Annotated in this window: 21 protein-coding genes, 1 tRNA gene and 3 rRNA genes; 17 read left to right on the top strand and 8 right to left on the bottom strand. The window is 68.1% G+C overall.

The window, feature by feature from the left end; all coding sequences use genetic code 11:
* Window positions 1-18: 18 nt before the first annotated feature.
* From ACFQPD_RS04825 to manA, 3 genes are all read right to left on the bottom strand, one after another.
* Complete coding sequence (locus ACFQPD_RS04825) at window positions 19-627, bottom strand: class I SAM-dependent methyltransferase (RefSeq protein WP_385898976.1); 609 nt, start codon at window positions 625-627, stop codon at window positions 19-21.
* Window positions 628-665: 38 nt separating this feature from the next.
* Window positions 666-741: transfer RNA gene (locus ACFQPD_RS04820), tRNA-Thr, on the bottom strand.
* A 39-nt stretch (window positions 742-780) separates the two neighbouring features.
* Window positions 781-1,959, bottom strand: coding sequence for a mannose-6-phosphate isomerase, class I (gene manA, locus ACFQPD_RS04815; protein WP_385898973.1), 1,179 nt, complete (start codon window positions 1,957-1,959; stop codon window positions 781-783).
* 102 nt (window positions 1,960-2,061) lie between these two features.
* On the opposite strand from manA, the gene ACFQPD_RS04810 reads away from it, so the two are divergent.
* On the top strand, window positions 2,062-2,346 hold the full coding sequence (locus tag ACFQPD_RS04810) for a DUF3263 domain-containing protein (RefSeq protein WP_197971698.1): 285 nt from the start codon (window positions 2,062-2,064) through the stop codon (window positions 2,344-2,346).
* A gap of 15 nt (window positions 2,347-2,361) precedes the next feature.
* On the opposite strand, the gene ACFQPD_RS04805 is transcribed toward ACFQPD_RS04810, so the two are convergent.
* Complete coding sequence (locus tag ACFQPD_RS04805; protein ID WP_385898971.1) at window positions 2,362-2,850, bottom strand: hypothetical protein; 489 nt, start codon at window positions 2,848-2,850, stop codon at window positions 2,362-2,364.
* A gap of 186 nt (window positions 2,851-3,036) precedes the next feature.
* On the opposite strand from ACFQPD_RS04805, the gene groL reads away from it, so the two are divergent.
* Window positions 3,037-4,668, top strand: coding sequence for a chaperonin GroEL (gene groL, locus ACFQPD_RS04800; protein WP_385898968.1), 1,632 nt, complete (start codon window positions 3,037-3,039; stop codon window positions 4,666-4,668).
* A gap of 80 nt (window positions 4,669-4,748) precedes the next feature.
* On the opposite strand, the gene ACFQPD_RS04795 is transcribed toward groL, so the two are convergent.
* Entirely contained in the window at window positions 4,749-5,282 is a 534-nt protein-coding gene (locus ACFQPD_RS04795; protein ID WP_385898966.1) for a GNAT family N-acetyltransferase, read from the bottom strand.
* A 76-nt stretch (window positions 5,283-5,358) separates the two neighbouring features.
* Between ACFQPD_RS04795 and ACFQPD_RS04790 the strand changes: the two genes are divergently transcribed.
* Together ACFQPD_RS04790 and ACFQPD_RS04785 are read left to right on the top strand one after the other, a co-directional pair.
* Window positions 5,359-6,069 carry a copper homeostasis protein CutC gene (locus ACFQPD_RS04790; protein WP_353082703.1) on the top strand — a complete coding sequence of 237 codons (711 nt, stop codon included), beginning with the start codon at window positions 5,359-5,361 and terminating at the stop codon, window positions 6,067-6,069.
* Complete coding sequence (locus tag ACFQPD_RS04785) at window positions 6,047-6,568, top strand: NUDIX domain-containing protein (RefSeq protein ID WP_078919750.1); 522 nt, start codon at window positions 6,047-6,049, stop codon at window positions 6,566-6,568. The genes ACFQPD_RS04790 and ACFQPD_RS04785 overlap by 23 nt, the downstream gene beginning before the upstream one ends.
* Window positions 6,569-6,574: 6 nt before the next feature.
* Here the strand turns inward: ACFQPD_RS04785 and ACFQPD_RS04780 are convergent, their stop codons facing one another.
* The gene (locus ACFQPD_RS04780; RefSeq protein WP_385898964.1) at window positions 6,575-7,342 is read right to left on the bottom strand and encodes a hypothetical protein; all 768 of its coding nucleotides are present in this window, start codon (window positions 7,340-7,342) and stop codon (window positions 6,575-6,577) included.
* A gap of 151 nt (window positions 7,343-7,493) precedes the next feature.
* Here ACFQPD_RS04780 and nagB point away from each other — a divergent pair, with 151 nt between their 5' ends.
* The 5 genes from nagB (at window position 7,494) to ACFQPD_RS04755 (ending at window position 14,647) form a co-directional block, all read left to right on the top strand.
* Window positions 7,494-8,258 (top strand): glucosamine-6-phosphate deaminase, encoded by a 765-nt coding sequence (gene nagB, locus ACFQPD_RS04775; RefSeq protein ID WP_385898961.1) that lies wholly within the window; start codon window positions 7,494-7,496, stop codon window positions 8,256-8,258.
* 76 nt (window positions 8,259-8,334) lie between these two features.
* Entirely contained in the window at window positions 8,335-8,718 is a 384-nt protein-coding gene (locus ACFQPD_RS04770; protein ID WP_068751510.1) for a cold-shock protein, read from the top strand.
* The gene (locus ACFQPD_RS04765) at window positions 8,719-9,489 is read left to right on the top strand and encodes a DUF3027 domain-containing protein (RefSeq protein ID WP_385898958.1); all 771 of its coding nucleotides are present in this window, start codon (window positions 8,719-8,721) and stop codon (window positions 9,487-9,489) included. It begins immediately after the preceding gene.
* A gap of 67 nt (window positions 9,490-9,556) precedes the next feature.
* Entirely contained in the window at window positions 9,557-11,104 is a 1,548-nt protein-coding gene (locus tag ACFQPD_RS04760; RefSeq protein WP_385898955.1) for an NCS2 family permease, read from the top strand.
* A gap of 141 nt (window positions 11,105-11,245) precedes the next feature.
* The gene (locus tag ACFQPD_RS04755) at window positions 11,246-14,647 is read left to right on the top strand and encodes a pyruvate carboxylase (RefSeq protein ID WP_385898953.1); all 3,402 of its coding nucleotides are present in this window, start codon (window positions 11,246-11,248) and stop codon (window positions 14,645-14,647) included.
* 15 nt (window positions 14,648-14,662) lie between these two features.
* Here ACFQPD_RS04755 and ACFQPD_RS04750 read toward each other — a convergent pair whose 3' ends face one another.
* The gene (locus ACFQPD_RS04750) at window positions 14,663-15,283 is read right to left on the bottom strand and encodes a hypothetical protein (protein WP_385898951.1); all 621 of its coding nucleotides are present in this window, start codon (window positions 15,281-15,283) and stop codon (window positions 14,663-14,665) included.
* 34 nt (window positions 15,284-15,317) lie between these two features.
* Here ACFQPD_RS04750 and ACFQPD_RS04745 point away from each other — a divergent pair, with 34 nt between their 5' ends.
* Window positions 15,318-16,295: a hypothetical protein gene (locus ACFQPD_RS04745; protein ID WP_078919744.1), complete on the top strand. Its 978-nt coding sequence runs from the start codon at window positions 15,318-15,320 to the stop codon at window positions 16,293-16,295.
* A 3-nt stretch (window positions 16,296-16,298) separates the two neighbouring features.
* Here the strand turns inward: ACFQPD_RS04745 and serC are convergent, their stop codons facing one another.
* The gene (gene serC, locus ACFQPD_RS04740) at window positions 16,299-17,396 is read right to left on the bottom strand and encodes a phosphoserine transaminase (protein WP_385898948.1); all 1,098 of its coding nucleotides are present in this window, start codon (window positions 17,394-17,396) and stop codon (window positions 16,299-16,301) included.
* A gap of 89 nt (window positions 17,397-17,485) precedes the next feature.
* Between serC and ACFQPD_RS04735 the strand changes: the two genes are divergently transcribed.
* The 7 genes from ACFQPD_RS04735 to rrf all read left to right on the top strand — a co-directional run bounded on the left by ACFQPD_RS04735 (window position 17,486) and on the right by rrf (window position 26,283).
* Window positions 17,486-18,631 carry an N-acetylglucosamine-6-phosphate deacetylase gene (locus ACFQPD_RS04735; RefSeq protein WP_385898947.1) on the top strand — a complete coding sequence of 382 codons (1,146 nt, stop codon included), beginning with the start codon at window positions 17,486-17,488 and terminating at the stop codon, window positions 18,629-18,631.
* A gap of 50 nt (window positions 18,632-18,681) precedes the next feature.
* Window positions 18,682-19,368 carry a metal-dependent transcriptional regulator gene (locus ACFQPD_RS04730; RefSeq protein WP_353082843.1) on the top strand — a complete coding sequence of 229 codons (687 nt, stop codon included), beginning with the start codon at window positions 18,682-18,684 and terminating at the stop codon, window positions 19,366-19,368.
* A complete protein-coding gene (locus ACFQPD_RS04725) occupies window positions 19,365-20,114 on the top strand; it encodes a class I SAM-dependent methyltransferase (protein ID WP_068751502.1) in 750 nt (249 codons plus the stop codon). The genes ACFQPD_RS04730 and ACFQPD_RS04725 overlap by 4 nt, the downstream gene beginning before the upstream one ends.
* 110 nt (window positions 20,115-20,224) lie before the next feature.
* Window positions 20,225-20,581: a thioredoxin gene (gene trxA, locus ACFQPD_RS04720; RefSeq protein WP_068751501.1), complete on the top strand. Its 357-nt coding sequence runs from the start codon at window positions 20,225-20,227 to the stop codon at window positions 20,579-20,581.
* A 429-nt stretch (window positions 20,582-21,010) separates the two neighbouring features.
* Window positions 21,011-22,537 (top strand): 16S ribosomal RNA (locus ACFQPD_RS04715).
* Between the two features lie 360 nt (window positions 22,538-22,897).
* A 23S ribosomal RNA gene (locus tag ACFQPD_RS04710) occupies window positions 22,898-26,007 on the top strand.
* Between the two features lie 159 nt (window positions 26,008-26,166).
* Window positions 26,167-26,283: ribosomal RNA gene (gene rrf, locus ACFQPD_RS04705) — 5S ribosomal RNA — on the top strand.
* Together the 16S, 23S and 5S rRNA genes form the textbook arrangement of a ribosomal RNA operon.

The raw sequence follows: 26,283 nt of genomic DNA, 5'->3' as shown, positions 1-26,283 counted from the left end.
CGCGCCTCCCGGCCCAGCTCAGCTGGAGCGGCTGCAGATGGCGACCAGGAAGTCCGACGACGCCGTGAAGGGGCGCAGATCCCACGTGCTGAGGGCGACATCGAGGGAGAGGCCGGCCGCGTCGAGGTCGGCGAAGAAGTCCGCGAACTCGTAGCCGCGGCCCGCGCCGAAGCCGATGATGGCGCGGCCGTCGGCGGCGAGATGCCGGGCGAACCGGCGCAGGACCTCCACCCTGGTCGACGGCGCGAGGAACCCCATGACGTTGCCCGCGGAGACGATGACGTCGAAATCGGCGGCCACGCCCTGGGCCGGCAGATCCAGCTCGGCGAGGTCGCCGACCACCCAGACCGGCCCCGGGTGGTCGATGCCCGCGGCCTCGATGAGGGCGGGGTCGACGTCGACGCCCACCACGTCGTGGCCCAGCGCGTGCAGCCGGCCCCCGACGCGGCCCGGGCCGCAGCCGGCGTCGAGGATCCGGGCGCCGCGCGACACCATGGCGTCGACGGTGCGGACCTCGCCGGCCAGGTCGTGGCCGGCCGCTTCCATCATCTTGAACCGCTCGATGTAGCGCTGGGAGTGGTCGGGGTCGGCCGCGATGATGCGCGCCCACTTGCTGGGTTCGGTCATGGGGGCCATTGTGGCGCGCCGCCGGGACGCGGCCAAAGTGGAGCCCCCTGAGGGAGTCGAACCCTCGACCACTCGCTTACAAGGCGAGCGCTCTGGCCGCTGAGCTAAGGGGGCGTGGCACCTAGTGTGCCGCCGGATGCCGGACGGGGAAAGTCAGGCGCCCGACGCGGCGACGAACAGCTGGCCCTCGCCGCTCACCGTCACCTGCTCGTCCGCCGGGATGAACACCGCGTCCCCGGAGCGCAGATGCTCGGTGCCGCCATCCGCCTGCAGCAGGAACTCGCCCGATGCCGCGAGCGCGATGCGGCCGGAGTCGGGCCTGGGGAGGGTGTGGGCGCTCGCGTTGACGGGGGCGACGAGCCACAGCTCGAACTCGGGGAAGGCCGTCGGGTAGACGTAGATGCCGTCGGCGCCCGACGCGACCAGGATCTCCGGGGCCATGGGCTCGAACTCCACCACCTGCAGGAGCCCGTCGACGTCGATGTGCTTCGCGGTCAGTCCGCCGCGCATGACGTTGTCCGAGTTCGCCATGATCTCCACGCAGGTGCCGCGCAGGTAGGCGTGCATGACTCCGGCCTTGAGTGCCACGGCCTCCCCGGGCTGCAGCCTGAAGCGGTTGAGGAGCAGCGCCGCGAGGATGCCCGGGTCGCCGGGGAAGTGCTCGTCCAGTTCGACGGCCGTGCGCGCGAACTCGCCGAGACTGCCCGGCGCGTGGAGCCGCTCGACGGCCGCGGCCAGCACGTGGTCGACGAGATGGCGCCGGTCATCGAGGGACAAGACGTCGAGGAACACCTCCTGGAGCGCGGGAGCGTCGCGGCGGTCCCGGAGCGGTCCGATGACCGACGCGAGTTCGGCGGCCACTCCGAGGCCCTCGAACAGGCCGGCCGTCTCCACGGGGTCCCGGAAGCCCAGCAGCCCCTCGAAGGGGGTCAGGGCGACGACGGCCTCGGGCTTCGGCCAGTCGTCCTTGTAGGACCGGCGCGGGTCGTCCGGGTGCAGTCCCAGGAGCGACTCGCGCGCGTACCCGACCACCGCCTGTTCGCGGGAAGGGTGCGCCTGCAGGCTGAGCGGGGAACCGGCCGACAGGATCTTCAGGAGAAACGGCAGGCGGCCGCCGAACAGCTCGCGGCTGGCGGCGCCGACGACGTCCGGCTGCTCCCGGACCAGGTCCGCCAGCACGCGCCCGTCGTCGAGGAACGCGTGCCCGCCGGGGTGGGTGCCCAGCCAGTACTCGGCCCACGGCGTGCCGTCGGGCTCGCGACGCAGGATCTGCGGGATCTCGGTGAGACTGCCCCAGGCGAAGTGCTGGATGTGCCCGGTGAGTCGGCGCATGATGGGTGTCTGATCCTTCGGTCGGTGACAGTCGATCCCCGACTCTATCGCGCCGAGCGAACCGCGCCGGGGGAATGACATGGGTGTGATTCCGGGCGTAGGATGGCCGGCATGTCGGAAGCAGTCTCCCTCACCTCGTCGGCCGAGCTGGCCGAACGCGACGCCCGCATCCTCGACTTCGAGGACAGCTGGTTCACGTCGTCGGTGCCGAAGGAGCAGGCGATCATGGAGCACTTCTCGCTCACGTCGACGCGCTACTACCAGCACCTCAACCTGCTGATCGACACCCCCGAGGCGTTGGCCTACAAGCCTCTGCTCGTGAAGCGACTGCGCCGGATGCGTGCGCAGCGTCAGGCCGCGCGGTCCGCCCGCCGGCTGCACGGCTGAGCCAGAGGGCCGCGGTCACAGCCGCACCTCCCCACGCATGAGCCGCCGGATGCCCTCACGCACCGGAAGAATCGGGTGGGCCGGATAGCCGCCCTTCGCGAGGTCGGCCTGCCGTTCGAAGTGGTTGGCGCTCGCCCGGTCACCTGTTCGAAGCACCGACCAGGCGAGGGCCATGAAGTACAGGGGGATGAACGGCAGCCCTAGGCAATAGGCGTACTGCCACGCGTGCGCGTCCTCGTGCTCCATCAGCGACGGGTTGCGCCTCTCCGCCTCTTCGAGCTCGCGGTGGGGGAGGATGACGACCGAGCCGACGGTGAAGGCGGCGGCGTTGCGCAGGGGCAGCCGGGCCCGGTCGGCCACGATCAGACCGCCGCGCCGCCGGATGCGGGACCGGGTCGCCGCGGCGATGATCAGGCCCAGCGGCGTGGAGAGGTTGACGACGTTGGCGATGTCGCGCAGGAGTCGGCCCGAGGTCCCGTGCGGGGGTGGCGTCGCGCGCGTCATGTATCCATGGTGGCCCTTTGCACTCTCTTGTGTCGAGTGCTAATAATGGGGTTAGCACTCGGAACGTTTGAGTGCTACCGAACCACCGGTGAGGCTGAAGCCGTCCGTCGCGGGCACCGCGGTTCACCCAGGAACTGATACACATCCAGGGGCACTGCCCCACTCGACGGGAGGACTCCCGAACACATGGCAAAGCTGATTGAGTTCAACGAGGACGCGCGTCGCGGACTCGAGCGCGGCATGAACACGCTCGCCGACGCGGTCAAGGTGACGCTCGGCCCCAAGGGCCGCAACGTCGTGCTGGAGAAGAAGTGGGGCGCCCCCACGATCACCAACGATGGCGTGTCCATCGCCAAGGAGATCGAGTTGGAGGATCCCTACGAGCGCATCGGCGCGGAGCTGGTGAAGGAGGTCGCCAAGAAGACCGACGACGTCGCGGGCGACGGCACCACCACCGCCACGGTCATCGCGCAGGCGATGGTCCGTGAGGGCCTGCGCAACGTCACGGCCGGCGCCAACCCGATGAGCCTGAAGAAGGGCATCGAGGCTGCCGTCGCCGCCATCGTCGAGCAGCTGGCGAACATCGCCATCGACGTGGAGACCAAGGAGCAGATCGCCGCGACCGCGTCGATCTCCGCCGCCGACCCCACCGTGGGCGACATCATCGCCGAGGCGATGGACAAGGTGGGCAAGGAAGGCGTCATCACGGTCGAGGAGTCGAACACCTTCGGTCTCGAGCTCGAGCTCACCGAGGGCATGCGCTTCGACAAGGGCTACATCTCGCCCTACTTCGTCACCGACGCCGAGCGCATGGAGGCCGTCCTCGACGACCCGTACATCCTGCTCGTCAACTCGAAGGTCTCCTCGCTCAAGGACCTGCTGCCCATCCTCGAGAAGGTCATGCAGTCGAGCAAGCCGCTGCTGGTCATCGCCGAGGACGTCGAGGGTGAGGCCCTCGCCGGCCTGATCGTCAACAAGATCCGCGGCACCTTCAAGTCGATCGCCGTCAAGGCCCCCGGCTTCGGCGACCGCCGCAAGGCCATGCTGACCGACATCGCTATCCTCACCGGTGGCCAGGTCATCAGCGAGGAGGTCGGCCTGTCGCTGGAGAACACGACGCTCGACCTGCTCGGCCAGGCCCGCTCCGTCCGCGTAACCAAGGACGAGTGCACCATCATCGACGGCGCCGGCGAGCCGGCTCAGATCGAGGGACGGGTCGCTCAGATCCGCCGCGAGATCGAGAACTCGGACTCCGAGTACGACCGCGAGAAGCTGCAGGAGCGCCTCGCCAAGCTGGCCGGCGGCGTCGCCGTCATCAAGGTCGGCGCGGCCACCGAGGTCGAGCTGAAGGAGCGCAAGCACCGCATCGAGGACGCCGTCCGCAACGCGAAGGCCGCCGTCGAGGAGGGCATCGTCCCCGGTGGTGGCGTCGCGCTGCTGCAGGCGTCGAAGGCCGCGTCGGTCGCGGGTCTCGAGGGTGACGAGGCCGTCGGCGCCCAGATCGTCTTCACGGCCGCTTCGGCGCCGCTGAAGCAGATCGCCGGCAACGCCGGGTTCGAGGGCGGGGTCGTCGCAGAGAAGGTGTCGCACCTGCCCGTCGGCCAGGGCCTCAACGCGGCCACTGGCGAGTACGTCGACATGGTCGCCGCGGGCATCATCGACCCGGCCAAGGTGACCCGTTCGGCGCTGCAGAACGCCGCGTCGATCGCCGCGTTGTTCCTCACCACGGAGGCGGTCATCGCCGACAAGCCGGAGAAGGCCCCCGCGGCCGGTGCCGGCGCCGGCATGGACGAGATGGGCGGCATGGGCGGCTTCTGAGCCACCCCGCGCCACACACGCGTCAGGAGGGCGGTCCCCGATGGGGGCCGCCCTTCGGCGTGCCGGGGGCGCCGCAGGGCTCAGGCCGCAGGGGCGCGGCGCACCATGCGGTGCATCGCGACGCCGCCCCAGCTCTCGCTCGTCCGCAGCGACTCGGGCAGATCCACGAACCCGCGGCGCCGGTAGAAGGCCCGGGCCCGTTCGTTGCCGTCGATGAGCCAGAGATACAGGTCCCGGCCGTCGTCGACGAGCTCCAGCAGCTGAGCGCCCAGCCCGCGGCCGTGCCACTCCGGCGCCACGTACAGCCGCTCCAGCTCGCGCCCGGCCGGGGCGGGGACCAGCCCTGCGCCGATCTCCCAGTCCTGCGGTCCGTCCACCACGGAGGCGGCCCCGACGATCGCCCCGTCGAGCTTCGCCACGACGCGCCGCGCGGAGCCGGGCGCTGCGAACGACGCCGCCAACCCGGGCACCCACTCCTGCCGATACACGGACTGCCGGGCGACGAAATCGTCGGGCACGATGCCGGCGTAGGTCTCGGCCTGCTGCGCCACGATGAAGTCGAACCACGCCTCGGCGTCGGCGGGTTCGGGGGCGGAGATGACGGGGGCGACCACTCTCGCATGCTACCGACGGCGCAGCGCTGCTGCGCGCCTCCACGCGCTCCGTGCGCTCACTTGGCAGGATGGGGACATGAGTCTGCTGGAGGTCATCGCCCTGCACGCGGCCGACGCCGAGCGCGCCGAGGCCGGCGGCGCGGACCGTGTCGAGCTCGTCGGCACCATGGACGACGACGGGCTCTCGCCGGAGCCCCGCACGGTCGAGAAGGTGCGGCGTGCCACGTCGATCCAGATCCGCCCCATGGTGCGGCTGCGGGCCGGATTCGGCACGGACGGCGGCGAGGCGACGCGCCTGAAGGGCCTCATCGCGAGCTACCTCGACGTCGGCGCCGACGGCGTGGTCCTGGGCTTCCTCAACGGAGCCAACGCGGTCGACGTCGCGACCGTCACCGAGCTGGTCGGCGAGGGCGACTACCCGTGGACGTTCCACCGCGCGATCGACCACTGTCTCGATCAGGACCGCGCCTGGGCCGCCGTGCGGACCCTCCCGCGGCTCGACCAGGTGCTGACGGCCGGCTCGGCCCGCGGCGTCGAGCAGGGCCTCGACGATCTCGTGCGCCGGGCCAAGGCGGACCAGGCCGTGGCGCAGCTGATCATGGCGGGCGGCGGGCTCGCGCCGGAGCATGTGCCCTGGCTCGTCAGGGCGGGCGTCCGAGCTTTCCACATCGGCGGCTCGGCTCGCCCAGGCCGCTCCTTCAAGGCCTACGTGGATCCGGACCTCGTGGCGAGCTGGCGGGATCTGATCGACGACGAGGTGGCGCATGCCCGCCGCATCCAGCACTGACCGGCCGATCCGGCGCCGAGCCGCCGCCCGGACCATCGTGCTGGCCGGCGACGAGGTGCTGCTCCAGGGCGACACGGACCCGGGGATCCCCGGGTCGAGGTTCTGGCAGCTGCCGGGGGGCGGCGTCGACGAGCCTGAGCCGCTGCGCGCCGCCGCCGCGCGGGAGCTCGCGGAGGAGACCGGACTCTCGGTCGACCCGGACGCGCTGGAGGGGCCTGTCGCCACGAGACTGCTGCTGCGTGGCTACTCCGACCGCATCCTGGTCCAGCACGAGACCATCTTCCTGGTGCGCACGCCGCGGTTCGAGCCGGAGACCTCCGGCCTCACCGTCGCGGAGCGCTCGCGGCACGTCGCGACGGGGTGGTTCCGGCTCCGTGACCTGCCGCCCCTGACGTGGCCCGCCGAGTTGGCTGCGTTGGCGGCGTGGGAGGGCGGTGACCCGCTCGATCTCGGAGTGGTGGAGGAATCGACCGTGCCGGTGGGCGACGCGCTGCGCTGACCCCGGTCAGCGCCGGCGGAGGCCGCCGACGACGAAGGCGAAGGTGAAGCCCAGCGCGGCCAGCGTCGCGAGGACGGAGGGCTCGCCGAGGCTGCCGGTGACGAATCGCACCGCGACCGTCGCCAGCCCCACCCCGAGCGCCCACGACCCGGCGCGGCCCGTGAGCGCGGTCGTCCGCAGGCCGAGGGCGCCGGCGCCGACCAGCACGAACGGGGCGATGGACGGCACGAGGAAGCCGAGGAAGCTGAGTGCGCCCGCCACCAGGGCGAGTTGCCGCTGGGCCCCCGAGGCGGGCGCCGCCACCCGCTGGGGGCCGGCCGCCCCCTGCGGCATGGACGGCGGCGGGAAGCCGGGCGCCGCGGCCGGTTGGGGCGGCGCGGGCACCGCGGGCGGGGGCATCCGGTGCAGCGGCAGGCCGGTGGGCGGGGGCAGTTGCGCGCCGGCATCGCTGTTCCAGTCCGGGCCGGGGATACGCGGAGCCGACGTGACGATCGGCTCCCTGGGATCGCGGTCGACGCGCGGAGCGCCCGCCGGCGCGAGGGCCGCGGCGACCGTCGTGATGGGGTCGCGGGGGTCCCGTGTGGACTCCGCGCGGACCGACACCGAGGACAGCGGGGCGGACTCGGGGGCGTCGAAGTCCTCGGGAGCGGCCAGGGGGCCAGGGGTGGGCGCCCGCCACGGCTCCGCCGCGGAGAGCGGCGCGGCGGTCGGCGTGGCGAACCCGTCGGGTCGTTCCGTGGGCGCGTACTCCGCGCCGTCCCGCCAGCTCGCCATGGGGCCATGCTAGTCGGGCCCGCGATCCGCGCGACGACAGTGCGCATCCGCTCACTCTGTGCGCGCGGAAGTGCGCGCGAATGGACGGTGACTGATCACTGCGGCCTAGGCTCGACCTCAGGCATGGGCCGGTGACCAGATGGAGTGACGCATGGACGTGGTGATCTGCAGGGACGCGGAGCGAGTGGGGGAGGTCGCGGCCGACCGCGTGGCCCAGTGTCTCGCCGGCATCCCGACGCCGGTGCTGGGCCTGGCCACCGGCTCGTCGCCGCTGCGGCTCTACGCCGAGCTGGCGCGACGCGTCGCCGCAGGCACCCTCGACGTCTCCCACGGGCTCGGGTTCGCGCTCGACGAGTACGCAGGCCTCGATCCCGCCCACCCGGAGAGCTACCGCAGCGTGATCACGCGCACCGTCATCGAACCCCTGCGCATGGACCCGGCCCGGGTGCGGGTCCCAGACGGCACCGCGCCCGACCTGCAGGCCGCCGCCGACGCCTACGACGAGGCCATCGCCGCGGTCGGTGGCGTGGACGTGCAGATCCTCGGCATCGGCAGCAACGGACACCTGGGCTTCAACGAGCCCTTCTCCTCCTTCTCCTCCCGCACGCGCGTCAAGACCCTGACGCCCCAGACGCGGGCCGACAACGCCCGCTTCTTCACCTCGCCCGACGCCGTCCCGACGCACTGCGTCACGCAGGGCCTCGGCACCATCATGGAGTCACGCGCCGCGATCCTGGTCGCGACGGGGGAGCGCAAGGCCGCCGCCGTCGCGGCGATGATCGAGGGGCCCGTGGCCGCCGTGTGTCCCGCCTCCATCCTCCAGTTCCACCCCCGCGCCGTGATCGTCATCGACGAGGCGGCCGCCTCGGGGCTCGCGCACGCCGACTACTTCCGCGGCATCACGCCGTCGACCTGAGCGCATTATTGGGGCCGACGCTCGCGAGCCGATAGACTGCACGTTCTGACTGGCTACTAGTGCAAGTGAGGGCGACGTGCCTACCGGTAAAGTGCGATTCTTCGACGCTGAGAAGGGCTTTGGTTTCATCACCAAGGACGACGGCGGCGATGTCTACGTGCGCTCCAACGCGCTCCCCGCAGGCGTGCCCGCCCTCAAGGCGGGCCAGCGGGTCGAGTTCGGCGTCATCGAGGGCCGTAAGGGCGAGCAGGCGCTGAGCCTGCGCATCGTGGAGACCCCGCCGTCGCTGTCCAAGGCCGCCCGGAAGAATCCCGAGCAGATGGCCGTCATCGTCGAGGACCTCATCAAGATGCTCGACGGCATCGGCAACGACTACCGCCACCGTCGGCACCCCGACAGCAAGCACGCAGGCCGGATCGCCGAACTGCTGCGCCGCGTGGCCGACGAACTGGAGCTGTAGATGGCCAAACCCAAGCTGGACGCCGTGACGGCCGCCGCCGTCGATCTCGCGCGAGCCGCGGCCGTCGAGGCCGGCGGTGACGACGCCGTCGGCGAGCACCTCGGCGTCATCGCGGAGGACGGCGAGCGGGTGGTGACCCACTCGTTCGCCAGCCTCGTTCCCGGCTACAGCGACTGGTACTGGGCGGTCACGCTCGTGCGCGCCGCCCGCGCCAAGGCGCCCACGGTCAATGAGGCGGTGCTCCTCCCGCGCCCGGACGCGCTGCTCGCCCCCGCCTGGGTCCCCTGGGAGGACCGGATCGGCCCCGGCGACATCGCCCCCGGCATGCTCATGGCCACCCCGGACAACGACCCGCGCCTCGAGCCGGGATTCGCGGCCACAGACCTCCCGGTGGACGCCGACAACGCGGACTGGGTCCAGCTGCGCACCACCGTGGCCGAGCTGGGTCTCGGCCGGCCGCGCGTGCTCAGCCGCTACGGGCGCGACGAGGCGGCCGAGCGGTGGCTCGCCGGCCCGCCCGGGCCGAACGACGAGGGATCCAAGGAGGCGCCGGCCCCCTGCATGACGTGCGGGTACTTCGTGGCGCTGCGGGGGTCGTTGGGGACGCTGTTCGGCGCCTGCACCAACCAGTACTCGCCGTGGGACGCCCACGTCGTCTCGCTCGAGCACGGCTGTGGCGGACACTCGGACGTCGTCGCGGTCGAGCGGGCGAAGGAGCTCCCGGAGCCGGCGTTCGACACCATCGGCATCGACCAGACGCTCTTCGACTGACGGGGCGGACGCGGGCCAGGTGGACCCGCGTCGACCCGCCACTCCGGGGGCCGTACGATAGCCGTCCGTGGTTACCAATACTCCCAAGGCAGCAAAGCTGCATCCCGAGTCGGAGCGTCAGCGGTCCGGGCTCGATGGCTACTTCGAGATCACCAAGCGCCACTCCACTCTCAGCCGGGAGATCCGCGGCGGCCTGGTGACGTTCTTCGCGATGGCGTACATCATCGCGCTCAACCCCCTCATCATCGGCACCGCCGTCGACCGCGACGGCAACCTGATCTCCGGGCAGCCGAAGTTCAGCGACGCCGCCATGACGGTCGTCAACGATGCCGCGGTCGGCCAGTCGATCGGCATGGTCGCGGCGGCCACGGCGCTCGTGGCGGGCCTGTTGACGCTCGCGATGGGCGTCATCGGGCGGTTCCCCATGGGTCTAGCCGCCGGCCTCGGCCTCAACGCCCTGGTGGCCTACGTCCTCGCCCCGCAGATGACCTGGCCGCAGGCCATGGGCCTCGTGGTGTGGGAGGGCATCATCATCTTCGTCCTGGTGCTCACCGGGTTCCGGACAGCGGTGTTCCGCGCCATCCCCAAGACGCTGCGCACCGCGATCTCCGTCGGCATCGGTCTGTTCATCGCGTTCGTCGGCCTCATCAACGCAGGCATCGTCCGTAAGCCCGCGGGCGCCCCGCCGGTCGAGCTCGGCATCAACGGCTCCCTCATGGGCTGGCCCATCGCGATCTTCTTCCTCGGCATCGTCGTCCTCATCGCGCTGTACGTGCTGCGGGTCAAGGGGGCCATGCTCATCTCCATCCTCGTCGCCACGGTCGCTGCCGTCATCATCGAGGCGATCGCCAAGGTCGGCCCGCAGTTCACCGCCGACGGCGTCAACCCCACGGGATGGTCGCTCAACGTGCCCCAGCTCACGGACTTCGCCGCGCTGCCCGACCTGGGCCTCATCGGCCGGGTCGACATGATCGGCGCGTTCTTCCCCGAGGGCCAGTTCTCGTTCACCAACTTCCTGGCCTTGGCCGTCCTGGTGTTCTCGCTGCTGCTCGCGGACTTCTTCGACACTATGGGCACCGTCGTCGCCGTCGGCAGCGAGGGCGGGCTGCTCGACGCCCACGGCATGCCGCCGCGCACCACCGAGATCCTGCTCGTCGACTCGGTCGCGGCCGCCGCCGGTGGCCTCGGGTCGGTGTCGTCGAACACCTGCTACATCGAGTCGACGGCCGGCGTCGGCGAGGGCGCCCGCACGGGCCTGGCCTCCGTCGTCACGGGCGCGGCCTTCCTGCTGGCGATCTTCCTGTCGCCGCTGATCAACATGGTGCCGTCCGAGGCGGCGGCCCCGGTCCTGGTGTTCGTGGGCTTCCTGATGATCGCCCAGGTCGTGGACGTGGACTGGACCGATCCCGAGGTCGGCATCCCCGCCTTCCTCACCATCATCCTGATGCCGTTCTCGTACTCGATCACCACGGGCATCGGCGCCGGCTTCCTGGCCTACGTCTTCATCAAGATGGTCAAGGGGCACGCGAAGCAGGTGCACCCGCTCATGTACGTGGTGGCGGCGCTGTTCGTCATCTACTTCATCCAGGGCGCGCTGCTCGGCCTCATCAGCTGACCTGACGCGACGGACGGGCCGGGGGACTGAGCGCCCCCGGCCCGTCGTCGTCCCCGCACACGCCTCTGCGCGCGTCAAGGGGTGCGGATGGCCGGTGGAAGCGTGGCGCCGCCGCGAGGCACGGCCGGTAGTCTGGCGCCCATGTTCCAGAAGGTATTGGTCGCAAACCGAGGCGAGATCGCCGTCCGCGCGTTCCGCGCCGCGTACGAGCTCGGCTACCGGACCGTCGCGGTGTTCGCCTACGAGGACCGCAACGCGGACCACCGGATCAAGGCGCAGGAGTCCTACCTCATCGGCGAGGAGGGGCACCCGGTCCGCGCCTACCTGGACATCGACGAGATCATCCGGGCCGCCAAGGAGTCGGGCTCCGACGCGATCTACCCGGGCTACGGGTTCCTCTCCGAGAACCCGCACCTCGCGGCTGCGTGCGCCGAGAACGGCATCACCTTCATCGGACCCTCCGCGGACGTCCTGTCGCTGGCGGGCAACAAGGTCCGCGCGCTCGAAGTCGCGCGCAAGGCCGGCGTCCCGACGCTCGACTCGTGCCCGCCGTCGACCGACCCGGACGTGCTCATCGCCGCGGCCCACGAGATCGGCTTCCCCGTGTTCGTCAAGGCCGTCGCCGGCGGCGGCGGCCGCGGTATGCGGCGCGTCGACGATCCCGCCAAGCTCTCCGAGGAGCTGGGCGCGGCCATGCGGGAGGCCGAGGCCGCGTTCGGCGACCCCACGGTGTTCATCGAGCAGGCGGTGGCCGCCCCGCGGCACATCGAGGTGCAGATCCTCGCCGACACCCACGGCAACATCGTCCACCTGTTCGAACGCGACTGCTCCATCCAGCGGCGGCACCAGAAGGTCGTCGAGATCGCCCCGGCGCCGCACATCTCGCAGGAGCTCCGCGACGCGCTCACCAGCGACGCGATCAAGTTCGCCAAGGCCATCGACTACACCTGCGCCGGCACCGTCGAGTTCCTGGTCGAGACCGAGGGCGAGCGGGCCGGCAGGCACGTGTTCATCGAGATGAATCCGCGCATCCAGGTAGAGCACACGGTCACCGAGGAGATCACCGACGTCGACCTGGTGCAGGCGCAGATGCGCATCGCCAGCGGCCTCAGCCTCGAGGAGATCGGAGTACGGCAGGAGGAGCTCGAGATCCGGGGAGCGGCGCTGCAGTGCCGCATCACCACCGAGGACCCGATGAACTCCTTCCGTCCGGACACGGGGCTGATCACCGCCTACCGGTCGGCGTCCGGCGCGGGGATCCGCCTCGACGGCGGCACCACCGGCACGGGCGTCGAGATCAGCCCCCACTTCGACTCCCTCCTGGTCAAGCTCACCGCCCGGGGCCGCGACTTCGGGATGGCCGTCGCGCGCGCCCGGCGCGCGCTGGCCGAGTTCCGCGTGCGCGGCGTGGCCACCAACATTCCCTTCCTGCGCGCGGTGCTCGACGACCCGGACTTCGCCGCCGGTGGGGTGACGACGTCGTTCATCGACGAGCGGCCCTACCTGCTCCACGCGAGGACGCCCGCAGATCGCGCTACCAAGCTCCTGAGGCATCTGGCCGAGGTGACCGTCAACCGGCCGCACGGCGAGGCCCCCACGACGCTGGACCCGCAGGTCAAGCTCCCCGGCGCAGACCTCGGCGCCCCCGCCCCCGACGGGTCCCGGCAGCGCCTCCTGGCGCTGGGTGCCGAGGGCTTCGCACGCGAGCTGCGCGCGGCCACCGCCGTCGGCATCACCGACACCACGTACCGCGACGCCCACCAGTCGCTGCTGGCCACCCGGGTCCGGACCCGCGACCTGGCCGCGGTGGCGCCGGTGCAGGCCCGCCTGCTGCCCCGGATGCTCTCGGTGGAGTGCTGGGGTGGAGCCACCTACGACGTCGCGCTGCGGTTCCTCGGCGAGGACCCGTGGGAGCGTCTGGCGACCCTCCGGGAGGCCATGCCCAACCAGAACCTGCAGATGCTGCTGCGCGGCCGCAACACGGTCGGCTACACGCCGTACCCCACCGAGGTGACGCGCGCATTCGTCGACGAGGCCGCTGCCACGGGCATCGACATCTTCCGCATCTTCGACGCCCTCAACGACGTCGAGCAGATGCGGCCCGCGATCGACGCGGTGCGGGAAACGCCGTCGGTGGCGGAGGTTGCGCTGTGCTACACCTCCAACCTCCTCGACCCGGCCGAGAAGATCTACACCCTGGACTACTACCTGCGGTTGGCGGAGCGCATCGTGGAGGCGGGCGCCCACATCATCGCCATCAAGGACATGGCTGGCCTGCTGCGGCCCGAGGCGGCGCGGCGGCTGGTCTCGTCGCTGCGCGAGCGGTTCGACCTGCCGGTCCACCTGCACACGCACGACACCACCGGCGGCCAGCTCGCCACCTTGATGGCCGCGATCGACGTGGGCGTCGACGCGGTCGACGTCGCCAACTCCGCCATGAGCTCGACGACGTCGCAGCCGCCGATGTCGGCCCTCGTCGCGGCGCTGGACCAGACCGAGCGGCAGTCCGAGCTGGACCCGCAGGCGGTGCTCGATCTGGAGCCCTACTGGGAGGCGGTGCGCAAGATGTACCGGCCGTTCGAGTCGGGCCTCCCCGCACCCACGGGCCGGGTGTACAGCCACGAGATCCCGGGCGGCCAGCTGTCGAACCTGCGCCAGCAGGCCATCGCGCTGGGCCTCGGCGAGAAGTTCGAGGCGATCGAGGACATGTACGAGGCCGCGGACAAGATCCTCGGCCGTCCGACCAAGGTCACCCCGTCGTCGAAGGTCGTCGGGGACCTGGCGCTGCACCTCGTGGCCGTGGGCGCGGACCCGGCGGAGTTCGAGGCGGATCCGCAGAAGTTCGACATCCCGGACTCCGTCATCGGGTTCCTCAACGGCGAGCTCGGTGAGCCCGCCGGCGGCTGGCCCGAGCCGTTCCGCTCCCGCGCCATCGAGGGCCGCCGTACCCCCGCCCGCGTCACCGAGGTGGCCGAGGAGGACCTGTCTCTGCTCGCGGAGCCGGGACGGACCCGGCAGGAGACGCTCAACCGGTTGCTCTTCCCCGGTCCGACGAAGGACTTCGAGCAGCAGCGCGAGGACTTCGGCGACATCTCGGTGCTGCCCACGGTGCCCTACCTGTACGGCATGGAGCGCGGCCGCGAGTACGCGATCACCCTGGAGAAGGGCGTCACGCTGCTGGCCGGCATCGAGGCCATCTCGGAGCCGGACAAGCGTGGCAAGCGCTCCGTGATGTGCCTGCTCAACGGCCAGATCCGGCCGGTGAGGGTCCGCGACCTCAGCATCAAGTCCGAGGTGGCGGCCGCCGAGCGGGCCGACACCGGCAACAAGGGGCACGTCGCCGCGCCGTTCAGCGGTGCGGTGACCCCGACGGTCGGCGTGGGCACGACGGTCGCCGTCGGTGAGCAGGTGGCCACGATCGAGGCCATGAAGATGGAGGCGGCCATCAACGCCCCGGTGGCCGGGTTCGTGAGCCGCGTCGTGCTGCCCGGAACCACCCAGCTGGAGGGCGGCGACCTGGTGCTGGTGATCGACCCCGCCTGACGCCGGCGGGGGCCGTCAGGCCCGCGCGCCGATGGTCACGACGTCGAGGCGCGGGTCGGCGGATGCGGCGTCGAGCACGCTGAGGATCGGGTCGAGGACCTGACGGTCGCCGGGTTCCAACTCCGGATGGTCGCGGACCGCACGCAGCGCGTCGCGGGTCTCGACGGCGTGGACGTGTTTCGCATACCCGGCCACCTGGTCCGGCATCGGGTGGAGGGGGATGCCGAGGTCGCGGTCGGCGAGGCGGCGCAGGGAGTAGTCGCTGTTGAGGCCGGCGCGGGCCAGGTTCCACTCCAGGCGGTCGAACGCGGCCCTGTCCCAGGGGACGCGGGCCGACCGGACCGCCAGGTCCTCCACCCAGCCGAGCAGGAGGCGCCACGACGCCGCGACGCGGTCCGGGGGGATGTGTGCCCCGGCCAGGAGCGCCGACATGTCCTCGGCCGACGGCGTGTCCCGCGCGACCTCGAGCTCGGGATCGTGGCGCAGCAACGGCCGCAACCACCTCCGGTGCGATGCCTGAGGCCGCTGGAAACGTGCCGCGGACGAGGCGCGGAGCCGGTCGGCGAGCTCCGGGGTGGCGCCGAAGATGTCCCGCACGTCGTCGATCGAGATCGCACACGAGACGAGCTCTTGCATGCCCCAACGGTAACCCGGGCGTACGATCGGCACAGTGAATCCGCGAACACGTCGTCTCATCGTCACGGGCGTCCTCCTGGCGCTCGTGTTGCTCGTCGTCCTGGGCGCCATCCAGACCGCGTCCGCCGACGAGATCGAGGCGCCGGAGGGCGCCACGCCGGCTGTCGGGATGGCCTACGCGTCGGGCACCGGCGAGCTGTGGCTGGCCGGGCCCCGGGCGGACCGCGGCATCGTCACCTCGGCCGACGACGGCCGCGAGGTGTCCTTCAACGCCCAGCCGGAGTCCGTGCAGGCCCTGGCCTGGCGGGGCGACCGGCTCTGGGTCGGTGACATCGGCGACGAGGGCGCGGATCGGGACTTCGTCGTCGTCTATCGGCTGGGTTCCCTGGACGAGGCGGGCACGACGTATCACGCCTACGACTTCGTCTACGAGGACGGACCGCGGCATGCGACGGCCATGATGATCTCGGGCCGGGGGCGGATCTACATCGCGACGGCGGGGGAGGAGCCCGGCATCTACCGGGCCCCGCTCGAGCCGTCGCGGCAGGACATGAACACCTTGGTGCGCGTCGCGGACGCGCCCGAGGGGGTGACCGACGGGGCGTTCCTCTCCGACGGCAGCACCCTGGCGCTCCGCACCGCGGCGGGCATCGAGTACGTCGACGCCTTCACGTGGGAGCCGCTGGTCACGCAGACCATCGTGGGCGCGCCGGACGGCGAGTCTCTCGCGGTCGGCCCCAATGACGAGATCATCGTCGGCGGTAACCCGGCGCTCCGGCAGACGCAGGTCCCCGCGTCGGACACCACGGTGACGCTGACGCCCGAGCCGGCGCCCTCCGAATCCGGTAGCGCGCCCGCCGAACCGGACGCCAGCCCCTCAGCTTCCGTGGACGCCGTCGAGGAACCCGTGCGCGAGCCCGGGCCCGCCCGGACCGGCACGGCCGTGGCGCTCATCCTCGCCGCCGCGGTGTCGCTGGCGGCCGGGGCGGTGACCTACCTGGTCAAGCGCTGAGCGTCACATCCGCTCGATGACGTAGTCGAGGCAGGCGGTCAGGGCCTGGACGTCGTCGGGATCCACCGACGCGAAGCAGCCCACGCGCAGCTGATTGCGCTGCAGCGCGCGGTAGGGGTCGACGTCGACGATGCCGTTGGCCCGCAGCGTCGCGATGACCTGCTTGGCGTCGACGGACTCGTCGAGGTCGATGGTGGCGACCACAGGGGACCGGTGCGCCGGGTCCTGCACGAACGGAGCGGCGATGTCGCGGTCCTCGGCCCAGTCGTACAGGATCCCCGTGGACGTGGCGCAGCGCTCAGCGACGGCCTGCATGCCGCCGAGCTCGTGCAGCCACGCGAGCTGGTCCTCCAGCAGGAGGAGCGTCGCCAGCGCGGGGGTGTTGAGGGTCTGGTGCTGGCGGGAGTTGGTGACCGCCGCCGAGAAGTCGAGGATGCCTGGGATCCACCGCCCCGAGGCCTTGATGCGCTCGGCCCGTTCGATCGCGGCGGGCGAGGCGAACGCGAGCCACAAGCCGCCGTCGGAGGAGAAGTTCTTCTGCGGGGCGAAGTAGTAGACGTCGGTCTCCGCGATGTCCGCGTCCATGCCGCCCGCCGACGAGGTCGCATCGATGAGGACGAGCCCGTCCCCGACGCGGCGCACGGGGGCGGCTGCGCCCGTGGAGGTCTCGTTCTGCGCCCACGCGTACGTGTCCACGCCGTCGACGGCCTCAGGCACCGCGACGCCGCCAGGCGCCGATTCGCTGACCACCGGATCACCCAGGTGCGGCGCGCGGGCGGAGGCCGTGGCGAACTTCCGGGAGAACTCGCCGAAGACGCCGTGGGCCGAGCGGTGCTCGATGAGCGACGAGACCGCCATGTCCCAGAACAGGGTGGACCCGCCGTTGCCGAGGACGACCTCGTAGCCTTCGGGCAGCCGATACAACTCCGCCAGCGACTCCTGGACGGAGCGCACCAGGTCGCGGACCGGTGCCTGCCGGTGCGAGGTGCCGAGGATGTCGCCGCGCATGGCCAGGTAGTCGAGTGCCTCGGGCCGCACCTTGGCGGGACCGGAGCCGAAGCGGCCGTCGGCGGGGAGCAGGTCAGCGGGGATCTGGATCACGGGCCAAGTTTCCCATGCGGGGCGACGGGTCGCGCAGCCACGTTCAGCGAGCCTGGGTCCCGCGCCCGCCGCGGTGCTTGAATGCGGACATGGACCTGCAGCTGACCGTCGCTCACGCCGTCACACCCGCCGGGGTCGTCGACGACGCCACCATCGAGGTCCGCGACGGCCGCATCCTGTCGGTCGCAGCGGGGCCGCCGATGCCGGGGCCGGCTCTCTGGGCGGTCCCCGGGTTCGTGGACACACACTGCCACGGCGCCGTCGGCGTGAGCTTCGGCGACCCGGACCCCGAGCGCAACCGCAGGGCCGTCGGGTTCCATCGCTCCCAGGGCACCACGACGCTGTTCGCCAGCACGGTGACCGAGCCGCTCGAGCGCCTGGAGGCTCAGCTCGGAGTGCTGAGCGCCCTCGTGGAGTCGGGCGACCTGGACGGAATCCACCTCGAGGGACCGTTCCTGGCACCTGAGCGCAAGGGCGCCCACGACCAGGCGCTCCTGCGGGATCCGGATCCCGACTCGGTCGAGCGGCTCCTGCGGGCGGGCGGACCGGCGCTGAAGATGATCACGCTCGCTGTCGAGCTGCCTCACGCCGAGGCCGCGACCCGCCGCTTCACCGAGGCGGGCGTGGCGGTCGCCTTCGGCCACTCCGACGCCGACGACCGCCGGACTGCCGTGTCCATCGGGTGGGGCGCCCGCGTCGCCACCCACCTGTTCTCGGCGATGCGCCCCATCCACCATCGCGACCCTGGTCCCGTCCCGGTGCTCCTCACCGACGAGCGGGTCATGGTCGAGCTCATCTGCGACGGCGTGCATCACCACCCCGTCGTCGCCGAGATGGCCATAGCCGCCGCGACGCCTGCCAGGGTCGCCCTGGTCACCGACGCCATGAGTGCCACCGGGGACGGGGACGGCCGCTACATCCTGGGCGACCTCGAGGTCGAGGTGAGCGCCGGCACCGCCCGGCTGGTCACCGCCGACGGCGAGCCCGGAGCGATCGCCGGTTCCACGCTGACCATGGCCGGCGCGTTCGAGTTCGTCGTCCGGGAGGTCGGGGTCTCGATCCCGGACGCGGCGCTGATGGCCGCGACGACGCCGGCCGCCTGGCACGGCCTGGACGAGGTGGGCGAACTGGTGCCCGGGCGCTTCGCCGACATCTGCCTCGTCGACGACGCGGGCCGCCTGCACGGCGTGCTGCGCCGCGGACAGTGGGTGCGCAGGCCGGCTCTCCACAGCTGACGGGTCGCCGCGTCGCACCCCGACACTAGGATGTGATGCGAGGGGGTGTCATGAGCGACCTGATCGACACGACGGAGATGTATCTCCGGACGGTGTACGAACTCCTCGAGGAGGGCGTGCAGCCGTTGCGGGCACGGATCGCCGAGCGTCTGCACCAGTCCGGGCCAACCGTGTCTCAGACCGTGGCGCGCATGGAGCGCGACGGCCTGCTGATCGTCGACGTCGACCGCACGATCCGGCTCACGAGGACGGGCGCCCGGCTGGCGCGCGACGTGATGCGCAAGCACCGCCTGGCCGAGTGCCTCCTCACCGAGGTCATCGGCCTCGAGTGGGAGAAGGTGCACGACGAGGCCTGCCGCTGGGAGCACGTCATCTCCCTCGACGTCGAGAAGCGCCTCATCGCCATCCTCGGGTCCCCGACGCGCTCGCCCTACGGCAACCCGATCCCTGGGCTCCAGGATCTGGGCGTGGACGTGGAGCACGTCCCCTTCCGGGACCACGCCGACCCGCTGAGCGACCTCGTCTCCGACATCCCGCAGCGGTTCGTGCTCGAGCGGATGAGCGAGAACCTGCAGGCCGACAGCGCGATGCTCCCGAGTCTGGCGACGATGGGGCTCAGGCCCGGGGCGGCGTTCGAGGCGCAGCGGATCGTCGACGTCGTGCGGGTGTCCCACGACGGCGTCACCGGAGACATCGGCCTCCTGGCCGCCGAACTCCTGTTCGTGAGCAGGGCATGAGCCCCCGGGGGGACCGCTGGCGGGGGCAGCGGGTGCCCGGGGCCATCGAGGACGTCCTCAGCCGCGCGTACGGCGGCGACCACACCCCCTACGAGTGGTTGGCGCGCTCCGTCTCCGGCTCGGCCGGTCTGGTGCTGGACCTGGCGTGCGGCGCGGGAGCCATGGTGGACCGGCTGGCACGTGAGGGCAGGACCGTCATCGGACTCGACCGGTCCGAGGCGGAACTCCACGAAGCCGCCCGGCGGGGGCGAGGACCCCTGGTGGCCGGGCACGCCTCCTACCTGCCCTTCGCCGACGACAGCTTCGACGCCGTGGTGTCGTCCCTCGGCATCGCCGTGGTGGCCGATAGGTCCCGCCTGCTGTCCGAGGTGGCGCGGGTGCTGCGCCCGGGCGGCGTCTTCGCGGCCCTCACGCCCTCACTCCGGCCGGCCAACACCTCCGACCTGCGACTCGTCGGGCGGCTGGCGCACATCCTCCGAGTCGCTCCGCAGCTGCCGGGACTCACCGAGTTCAAGGCGCGCGACGCCTTCCAGGCCGTGGGGCTCATCAAGGCCGAGGACAAGCGCGCCAAGTACTACGTAGAGATCAGGACCAGGGAGGACGCCGAACGCCTGATCGGCGGTCTTCGTGGCGCCACGACACCGAAACGCGCGGCGGCAGCGGTGGAGTTCCTCGCGGCCCGGGCGGACGCGAGGGGCGTCGTCCGGATCCCGTTGCCCATGCGGAAGCTCACCGCCATCAAGTGACCCGCCTGGGCGGGGGATACCCTCGGGGGTGTCGCGCCACGGGAATATCGTGGCCGCTGGAGACGTTGCTCTCCACGTCGTACTGAACCGAGGAAGAGAGGGGATCGCCCATGGCGACCACCGCCCTGACCACCGAGAACTTCAACAGCACTGTGAGCGAGAACGAGGTCGTCCTCGTCGACTTCTGGGCCGACTGGTGTGGCCCGTGCAAGCGCTTCGCGCCGATCTACGAGGACGCCTCCGGCCGGCATGACGACGTCGTGTTCGGCAAGGTCGACACCGAGGACGCGCGGGACCTGGCCGCGGCCTGGGACATCCAGTCCATCCCCACGATCATGGGCTTCCGCCGGGGGCACCTCGTGTTCCGCCAGGCAGGGCTCCTCAACGGGAAGCAGGTCGACTCGCTCATCGACCAGATCAAGGCACTGGACATCGACGCCCTGGTGGAGGAGGCAAAGCGCGCCTGACCAGGGTGTATGACGCCGGCCACCGCCGATTTGCACGGCCCCGGGTGTTCCAGTAATGTTCACCAAGCGCCCGGGGCCAAGCAACGGAAGCCGAGAAACCGCCGATTTGACGGGGACGAGGAGCCGGAGTAAGGTTGGGCGAGTTGCCCGGAGCGGAAACCCTGAGGGGTGGAAGCTCCAGGAGCAACCGAAACTTGAGAACTCAACAGCGTACTTTAAAAGTCAATGCCAATTTTTGCAGGCATGGTTGTTTGTGGCTGTGTCTGTGTTTTTTCCCGTGGCTGGCCCTCTTTTGGGGGTTGGTTTGGGATTCCTTTGATGATTGATTGATTGATCCAGTTTTTGGGTCTTTGTCAGTGGTTGAAGTTTTTGTTGATTGAAACATTTTTGGCTGGCTGCTGCTTTGGTGGTGGTTGGTTTTTTGTTTTTTCGACGGAGAGTTTGATCCTGGCTCAGGACGAACGCTGGCGGCGTGCTTAACACATGCAAGTCGAACGGTAAGGCCTCTTCGGGGGTACACGAGTGGCGAACGGGTGAGTAACACGTGAGTAACCTGCCCCAGTCTCTGGGATAACTTCTGGAAACAGGTGCTAATACCGGATATTCAGCTTTCCTCGCATGGGGTTTGTTGGAAAGGTTTTCTGGTCTGGGATGGACTCGCGGCCTATCAGCTTGTTGGTGAGGTAGTGGCTCACCAAGGCTTCGACGGGTAGCCGGCCTGAGAGGGTGACCGGCCACATTGGGACTGAGATACGGCCCAAACTCCTACGGGAGGCAGCAGTGGGGAATATTGCACAATGGGCGGAAGCCTGATGCAGCAACGCCGCGTGCGGGATGACGGCCTTCGGGTTGTAAACCGCTTTCAGTGGGGACGAAGTTTTTTGTGACGGTACCCACAGAAGAAGCACCGGCTAACTACGTGCCAGCAGCCGCGGTGATACGTAGGGTGCGAGCGTTGTCCGGATTTATTGGGCGTAAAGAGCTTGTAGGCGGTTTGTCGCGTCGGGAGTGAAAACTCAGGGCTTAACTCTGAGCTTGCTTTCGATACGGGCTGACTTGAGGAAGGTAGGGGAGAATGGAATTCCTGGTGAAGCGGTGGAATGCGTAGATATCAGGAGGAACACCGGTGGCGAAGGCGGTTCTCTGGACCTTTCCTGACGCTGAGAAGCGAAAGCGTGGGGAGCAAACAGGCTTAGATACCCTGGTAGTCCACGCTGTAAACGGTGGGTACTAGGTGTGGGGGACATTCCACGTTCTCCGTGCCGTAGCTAACGCATTAAGTACCCCGCCTGGGGAGTACGGCCGCAAGGCTAAAACTCAAAGGAATTGACGGGGCCCCGCACAAGCGGCGGAGCATGCGGATTAATTCGATGCAACGCGAAGAACCTTACCTGGGTTTGACATATGCCGGAAACATCTAGAGATAGGTGCCCCCTTTTTGGGTCGGTTTACAGGTGGTGCATGGCTGTCGTCAGCTCGTGTCGTGAGATGTTGGGTTAAGTCCCGCAACGAGCGCAACCCTCGTCCTATGTTGCCAGCGGGTTATGCCGGGGACTCATAGGAGACCGCCGGGGTCAACTCGGAGGAAGGTGGGGATGACGTCAAGTCATCATGCCCCTTATGTCCAGGGCTTCACGCATGCTACAATGGCCGGTACAAAGAGTTGCGAGCCTGTGAGGGTGAGCGAATCTCAAAAAGCCGGTCTCAGTTCGGATTGGGGTCTGCAACTCGACCCCATGAAGTCGGAGTCGCTAGTAATCGCAGATCAGCAACGCTGCGGTGAATACGTTCCCGGGGCTTGTACACACCGCCCGTCAAGTCATGAAAGTCGGTAACACCCGAAGCCGGTGGCCTAACCCGTTTTGCGGGGGGGAGCTGTCGAAGGTGGGACCGGTAATTAGGACTAAGTCGTAACAAGGTAGCCGTACCGGAAGGTGCGGCTGGATCACCTCCTTTCTAAGGAGCCGTTGACTGCTGCTTGTCCCTGTGGGGGTGGGTGGTGGTTGATGTGTTGCTGGGTTTCTGGTGCGAGTGTCACTGGGCCTGGTGGCTCTGGTTTGTGGAACATTGGCTGGAGATGCTTGTCTCCTGGTGTCTGGTTTGTGAGTACTGCTCCTGTTGGGGTGTGGAAAGTGGGCTGGGTGTTGGGGGTGGGTGTCGTGGAGTACGTTGTTGGGTTTTGAGGGGTCGGTTGCCTGTTGGGTGATCGGTTTTCTCTGTGCGGGGCTGGTCTGCTGCTGCTTGTGTGGTGGGTGGGCTGGTTTTCCGTGTGTGTGTTGATAATTTCACAGTGGACGCGAGCATCTTTGTAGATTTTGACAAGCTACTAAGTGCGGTCGGTGGATGCCTTGGCACCAAGAGCCGATGAAGGACGTTGTAACCTGCGATAAGCCTCGGGGAGCTGGTAAACGAGCTGTGATCCGGGGATGTCCGAATAGGGAAACCTTGAAGTTACCGGAGTCATGTCCGGCGACCTCTGCCTGAATGTATAGGGCAGTTGGAGGGAACGCGGGGAAGTGAAACATCTCAGTACCCGTAGGAAGAGAAAACAATAGTGATTCCGTGAGTAGTGGCGAGCGAAAGCGGAAGAGGCCAAACCTTTACTGTGTGATAGCCGGCAGGTGTTGCAGTGGGGGTGTTGTGGGGTTGTTCTTGGTTGTGCTGCCGTGCGACCGGGGAGTAAGAAATGATCAGTGAAGTCGAAGCGTCTGGGAAGGCGTGGCGTAGAAGGTGAGACTCCTGTAGACGTATGCTGGTCACTCCCTTGAGTGATTCCCAAGTAGCGCGGAACCCCTGAAATTCCGCGTGAATCTGGCGGGACCATCCGCTAAGCCTAAATACTCCTTGGTGACCGATAGCGGACAAGTACCGTGAGGGAAAGGTGAAAAGTACCCCGGGAGGGGAGTGAAATAGTACCTGAAACCGGCCGCATACAATCCGTCGGAGCTTTGCCCTTTGGGGTGGGGTGACGGCGTGCCTTTTGAAGAATGAGCCTGCGAGTTAGTGGTACGTGGCGAGGTTAACCCGTGTGGGGTAGCCGTAGCGAAAGCGAGTCCTAATAGGGCGTTTGAGTCGCGTGCTCTAGACCCGAAGCGGAGTGATCTATCCATGGCCAGGGTGAAGCGACGGTAAGACGTCGTGGAGGCCCGAACTCACTTGGGTTGAAAACCGAGGAGATGAGCTGTGGATAGGGGTGAAAGGCCAATCAAACTCCGTGATAGCTGGTTCTCCCCGAAATGCATTTAGGTGCAGCGTCGTATGTTTCTTACCGGAGGTAGAGCACTGAATGGTCTAGGGGGCCCACAAGCTTACCGAAATCAGTCAAACTCCGAATGCCGGTAAGTGAGAGTGCGGCAGTGAGACTGTGGGGGATAAGCTTCATAGTCGAGAGGGAAACAGCCCAGATCATCAGCTAAGGCCCCTAAGCGATAACTAAGTGGAAAAGGATGTGGAGTTGCGGTGACAACCAGGAGGTTGGCTTGGAAGCAGCCATCCTTGAAAGAGTGCGTAATAGCTCACTGGTCAAGTGATTCTGCGCCGACAATTTAGCGGGGCTCAAGTTATCCGCCGAAGCTATGGCATTCACATGTTTAGGCCGTGAGGCTGTGTGGATGGGTAGGGGAGCGTCGTGTGCGCGGTGAAGCGGCGGGGTGACCCGGCCGTGGAGAGCACACGAGTGAGAATGCAGGCATGAGTAGCGAATGACGGGTGAGAAACCCGTCCGCCGAATATCCAAGGGTTCCAGGGTCAAGCTAATCTGCCCTGGGTGAGTCGGGACCTAAGGCGAGGCCGACAGGCGTAGTCGATGGACAACGGGTTGATATTCCCGTACCGGCGAAATATCGTCCGTGTTGAGGCGAGTGATGCTAAGCGCGTGAGGCCGGCCGTCGGACCTTCGGGTCTGTGGTTGGTTGAGTGCGTGACCCGATCTTGTAGTAGGCAAGCTGCGGAGGGACGCAGGAAGGTAGCTCTTCCCGGGTTTGGATATCCCCGGGCTAAGTGTGTAGGGCGAGGTGTAGGCAAATCCGCACCTCATGTGTCTGAGACATGATGGGTCGGCCGCATGTGTGTGGTCGTAAGAGTGATCCTATGCTGCCTAGAAAAGCTTCGTGAGCGAGATATGAGCCGCCCGTACCCCAAACCGACACAGGTGGATAGGTAGAGAATACCAAGGCGATCGAGAGAATCGTGGTGAAGGAACTCGGCAAAATACCCCCGTAACTTCGGGATAAGGGGGACCCGATGCGTAGTAGAACTTGCTTCGAAAGCGTTGAGGGTCGCAGAGACCAGGCCCAAGCGACTGTTTACTAAAAACACAGGTCCGTGCTAAGTCGTAAGACGATGTATACGGACTGACTCCTGCCCGGTGCTGGAAGGTTAAGGGGAAGGGTTAGCCTCACGGCGAAGCCTTGAACTTAAGCCCCAGTAAACGGCGGTGGTAACTATAACCATCCTAAGGTAGCGAAATTCCTTGTCGGGTAAGTTCCGACCTGCACGAATGGAGTAACGATTTGGGCGCTGTCTCCACCACGAACTCGGCGAAATTGCAGTACGAGTAAAGATGCTCGTTACGCGCAGCAGGACGGAAAGACCCCGGGACCTTTACTATAGTTTGGTATTGGTGATCGGTGTGACTTGTGTAGGATAGGTGGGAGACTGTGAAGCCCGGACGCCAGTTCGGGTGGAGTCGTCGTTGAAATACCACTCTGGTCACTCTGGTTATCTAACTTTGGACCGTTATCCGGTTCAGGGACAGTGCCTGATGGGTAGTTTGACTGGGGCGGTCGCCTCCTAAAAGGTAACGGAGGCGCCCAAAGGTTCCCTCAGCCTGGTTGGCAATCAGGTTTCGAGTGTAAGTGCACAAGGGAGCTTGACTGCGAGAGAGACATCTCGAGCAGGGACGAAAGTCGGGACTAGTGATCTTCTGGTGGCACATGGAAGCGCCAGGACTCAACGGATAAAAGGTACCCCGGGGATAACAGGCTGATCTTGCCCGAGCGTCCATAGCGACGGCATGGTTTGGCACCTCGATGTCGGCTCGTCGCATCCTGGGGCTGGAGTCGGTCCCAAGGGTTGGGCTGTTCGCCCATTAAAGCGGCACGCGAGCTGGGTTTAGAACGTCGTGAGACAGTTCGGTCCCTATCCGCTGCGCGCGTAGGAGTCTTGAGAAGAGCTGTCCTTAGTACGAGAGGACCGGGACGGACTAACCTCTGGTGTGCCAGTTGTTCCACCAGGAGCACGGCTGGTTGGCTACGTTGGGAAGTGATAACCGCTGAAAGCATCTAAGCGGGAAGCACGCTTCAAGATGAGGGCTCCCACAGATTAATCTGGTAAGGCCCCCTATAGACCATGGGGTGATAGGTCGGATGTGGAAGTGCAGTAATGCATGGAGCTGACCGATACTAATAGGCCGAGGGCTTGTCTTTCTACAAAGATGTTACGCGTCCACTGTGAAGTTGTTGGTTGATGGTTTTCGGTCGCCCAGTCGTGTCTGGTTGTCCGGGTCCATGGCCCACGAAAGCTATATGTGAATAGTGTGTTGTGTTGATCGGACATGACCAGTCACGGGTGACCGTGGTGGTTGTTCCGGTGGCCATAGCGAGAGGGAAACACCCGGTCCCATCCCGAACCCGGAAGTTAAGCCTTTCAGCGCCGATGGTACTGCAGCGGGGACGCTGTGGGAGACTAGGACGCCGCCGGAC

It is taken from the genome of Tessaracoccus sp. O5.2, from assembly GCF_964266725.1.
In the GTDB taxonomy this organism is placed as follows: Bacteria; Actinomycetota; Actinomycetes; order Propionibacteriales; family Propionibacteriaceae; genus Arachnia; species Arachnia lapidicapta.
The sequence above is the reverse complement of the archived record's forward strand: the minus strand, read 5'-3'. Positions and strand labels throughout refer to the sequence as shown.

Excerpts from the sequence above, each read along its gene's own strand:
- ACFQPD_RS04825 (WP_385898976.1), bottom strand. The coding sequence starts at position 627 with ATGACCGAACCCAGCAAGTGGGCGCGCATCATCGCGGCCGACCCCGAC.
- manA (WP_385898973.1), bottom strand. The coding sequence starts at position 1,959 with ATGCGCCGACTCACCGGGCACATCCAGCACTTCGCCTGGGGCAGTCTC.
- ACFQPD_RS04810 (WP_197971698.1), top strand. The coding sequence starts at position 2,062 with ATGGCCGGCATGTCGGAAGCAGTCTCCCTCACCTCGTCGGCCGAGCTG.
- ACFQPD_RS04805 (WP_385898971.1), bottom strand. The coding sequence starts at position 2,850 with ATGACGCGCGCGACGCCACCCCCGCACGGGACCTCGGGCCGACTCCTG.
- groL (WP_385898968.1), top strand. The coding sequence starts at position 3,037 with ATGGCAAAGCTGATTGAGTTCAACGAGGACGCGCGTCGCGGACTCGAG.
- ACFQPD_RS04790 (WP_353082703.1), top strand. The coding sequence starts at position 5,359 with ATGAGTCTGCTGGAGGTCATCGCCCTGCACGCGGCCGACGCCGAGCGC.
- ACFQPD_RS04785 (WP_078919750.1), top strand. The coding sequence starts at position 6,047 with ATGCCCGCCGCATCCAGCACTGACCGGCCGATCCGGCGCCGAGCCGCC.
- ACFQPD_RS04780 (WP_385898964.1), bottom strand. The coding sequence starts at position 7,342 with ATGGCGAGCTGGCGGGACGGCGCGGAGTACGCGCCCACGGAACGACCC.
- nagB (WP_385898961.1), top strand. The coding sequence starts at position 7,494 with ATGGACGTGGTGATCTGCAGGGACGCGGAGCGAGTGGGGGAGGTCGCG.
- ACFQPD_RS04765 (WP_385898958.1), top strand. The coding sequence starts at position 8,719 with ATGGCCAAACCCAAGCTGGACGCCGTGACGGCCGCCGCCGTCGATCTC.
- ACFQPD_RS04755 (WP_385898953.1), top strand. The coding sequence starts at position 11,246 with ATGTTCCAGAAGGTATTGGTCGCAAACCGAGGCGAGATCGCCGTCCGC.
- ACFQPD_RS04750 (WP_385898951.1), bottom strand. The coding sequence starts at position 15,283 with ATGCAAGAGCTCGTCTCGTGTGCGATCTCGATCGACGACGTGCGGGAC.
- ACFQPD_RS04735 (WP_385898947.1), top strand. The coding sequence starts at position 17,486 with ATGGACCTGCAGCTGACCGTCGCTCACGCCGTCACACCCGCCGGGGTC.
- ACFQPD_RS04730 (WP_353082843.1), top strand. The coding sequence starts at position 18,682 with ATGAGCGACCTGATCGACACGACGGAGATGTATCTCCGGACGGTGTAC.
- ACFQPD_RS04725 (WP_068751502.1), top strand. The coding sequence starts at position 19,365 with ATGAGCCCCCGGGGGGACCGCTGGCGGGGGCAGCGGGTGCCCGGGGCC.
- trxA (WP_068751501.1), top strand. The coding sequence starts at position 20,225 with ATGGCGACCACCGCCCTGACCACCGAGAACTTCAACAGCACTGTGAGC.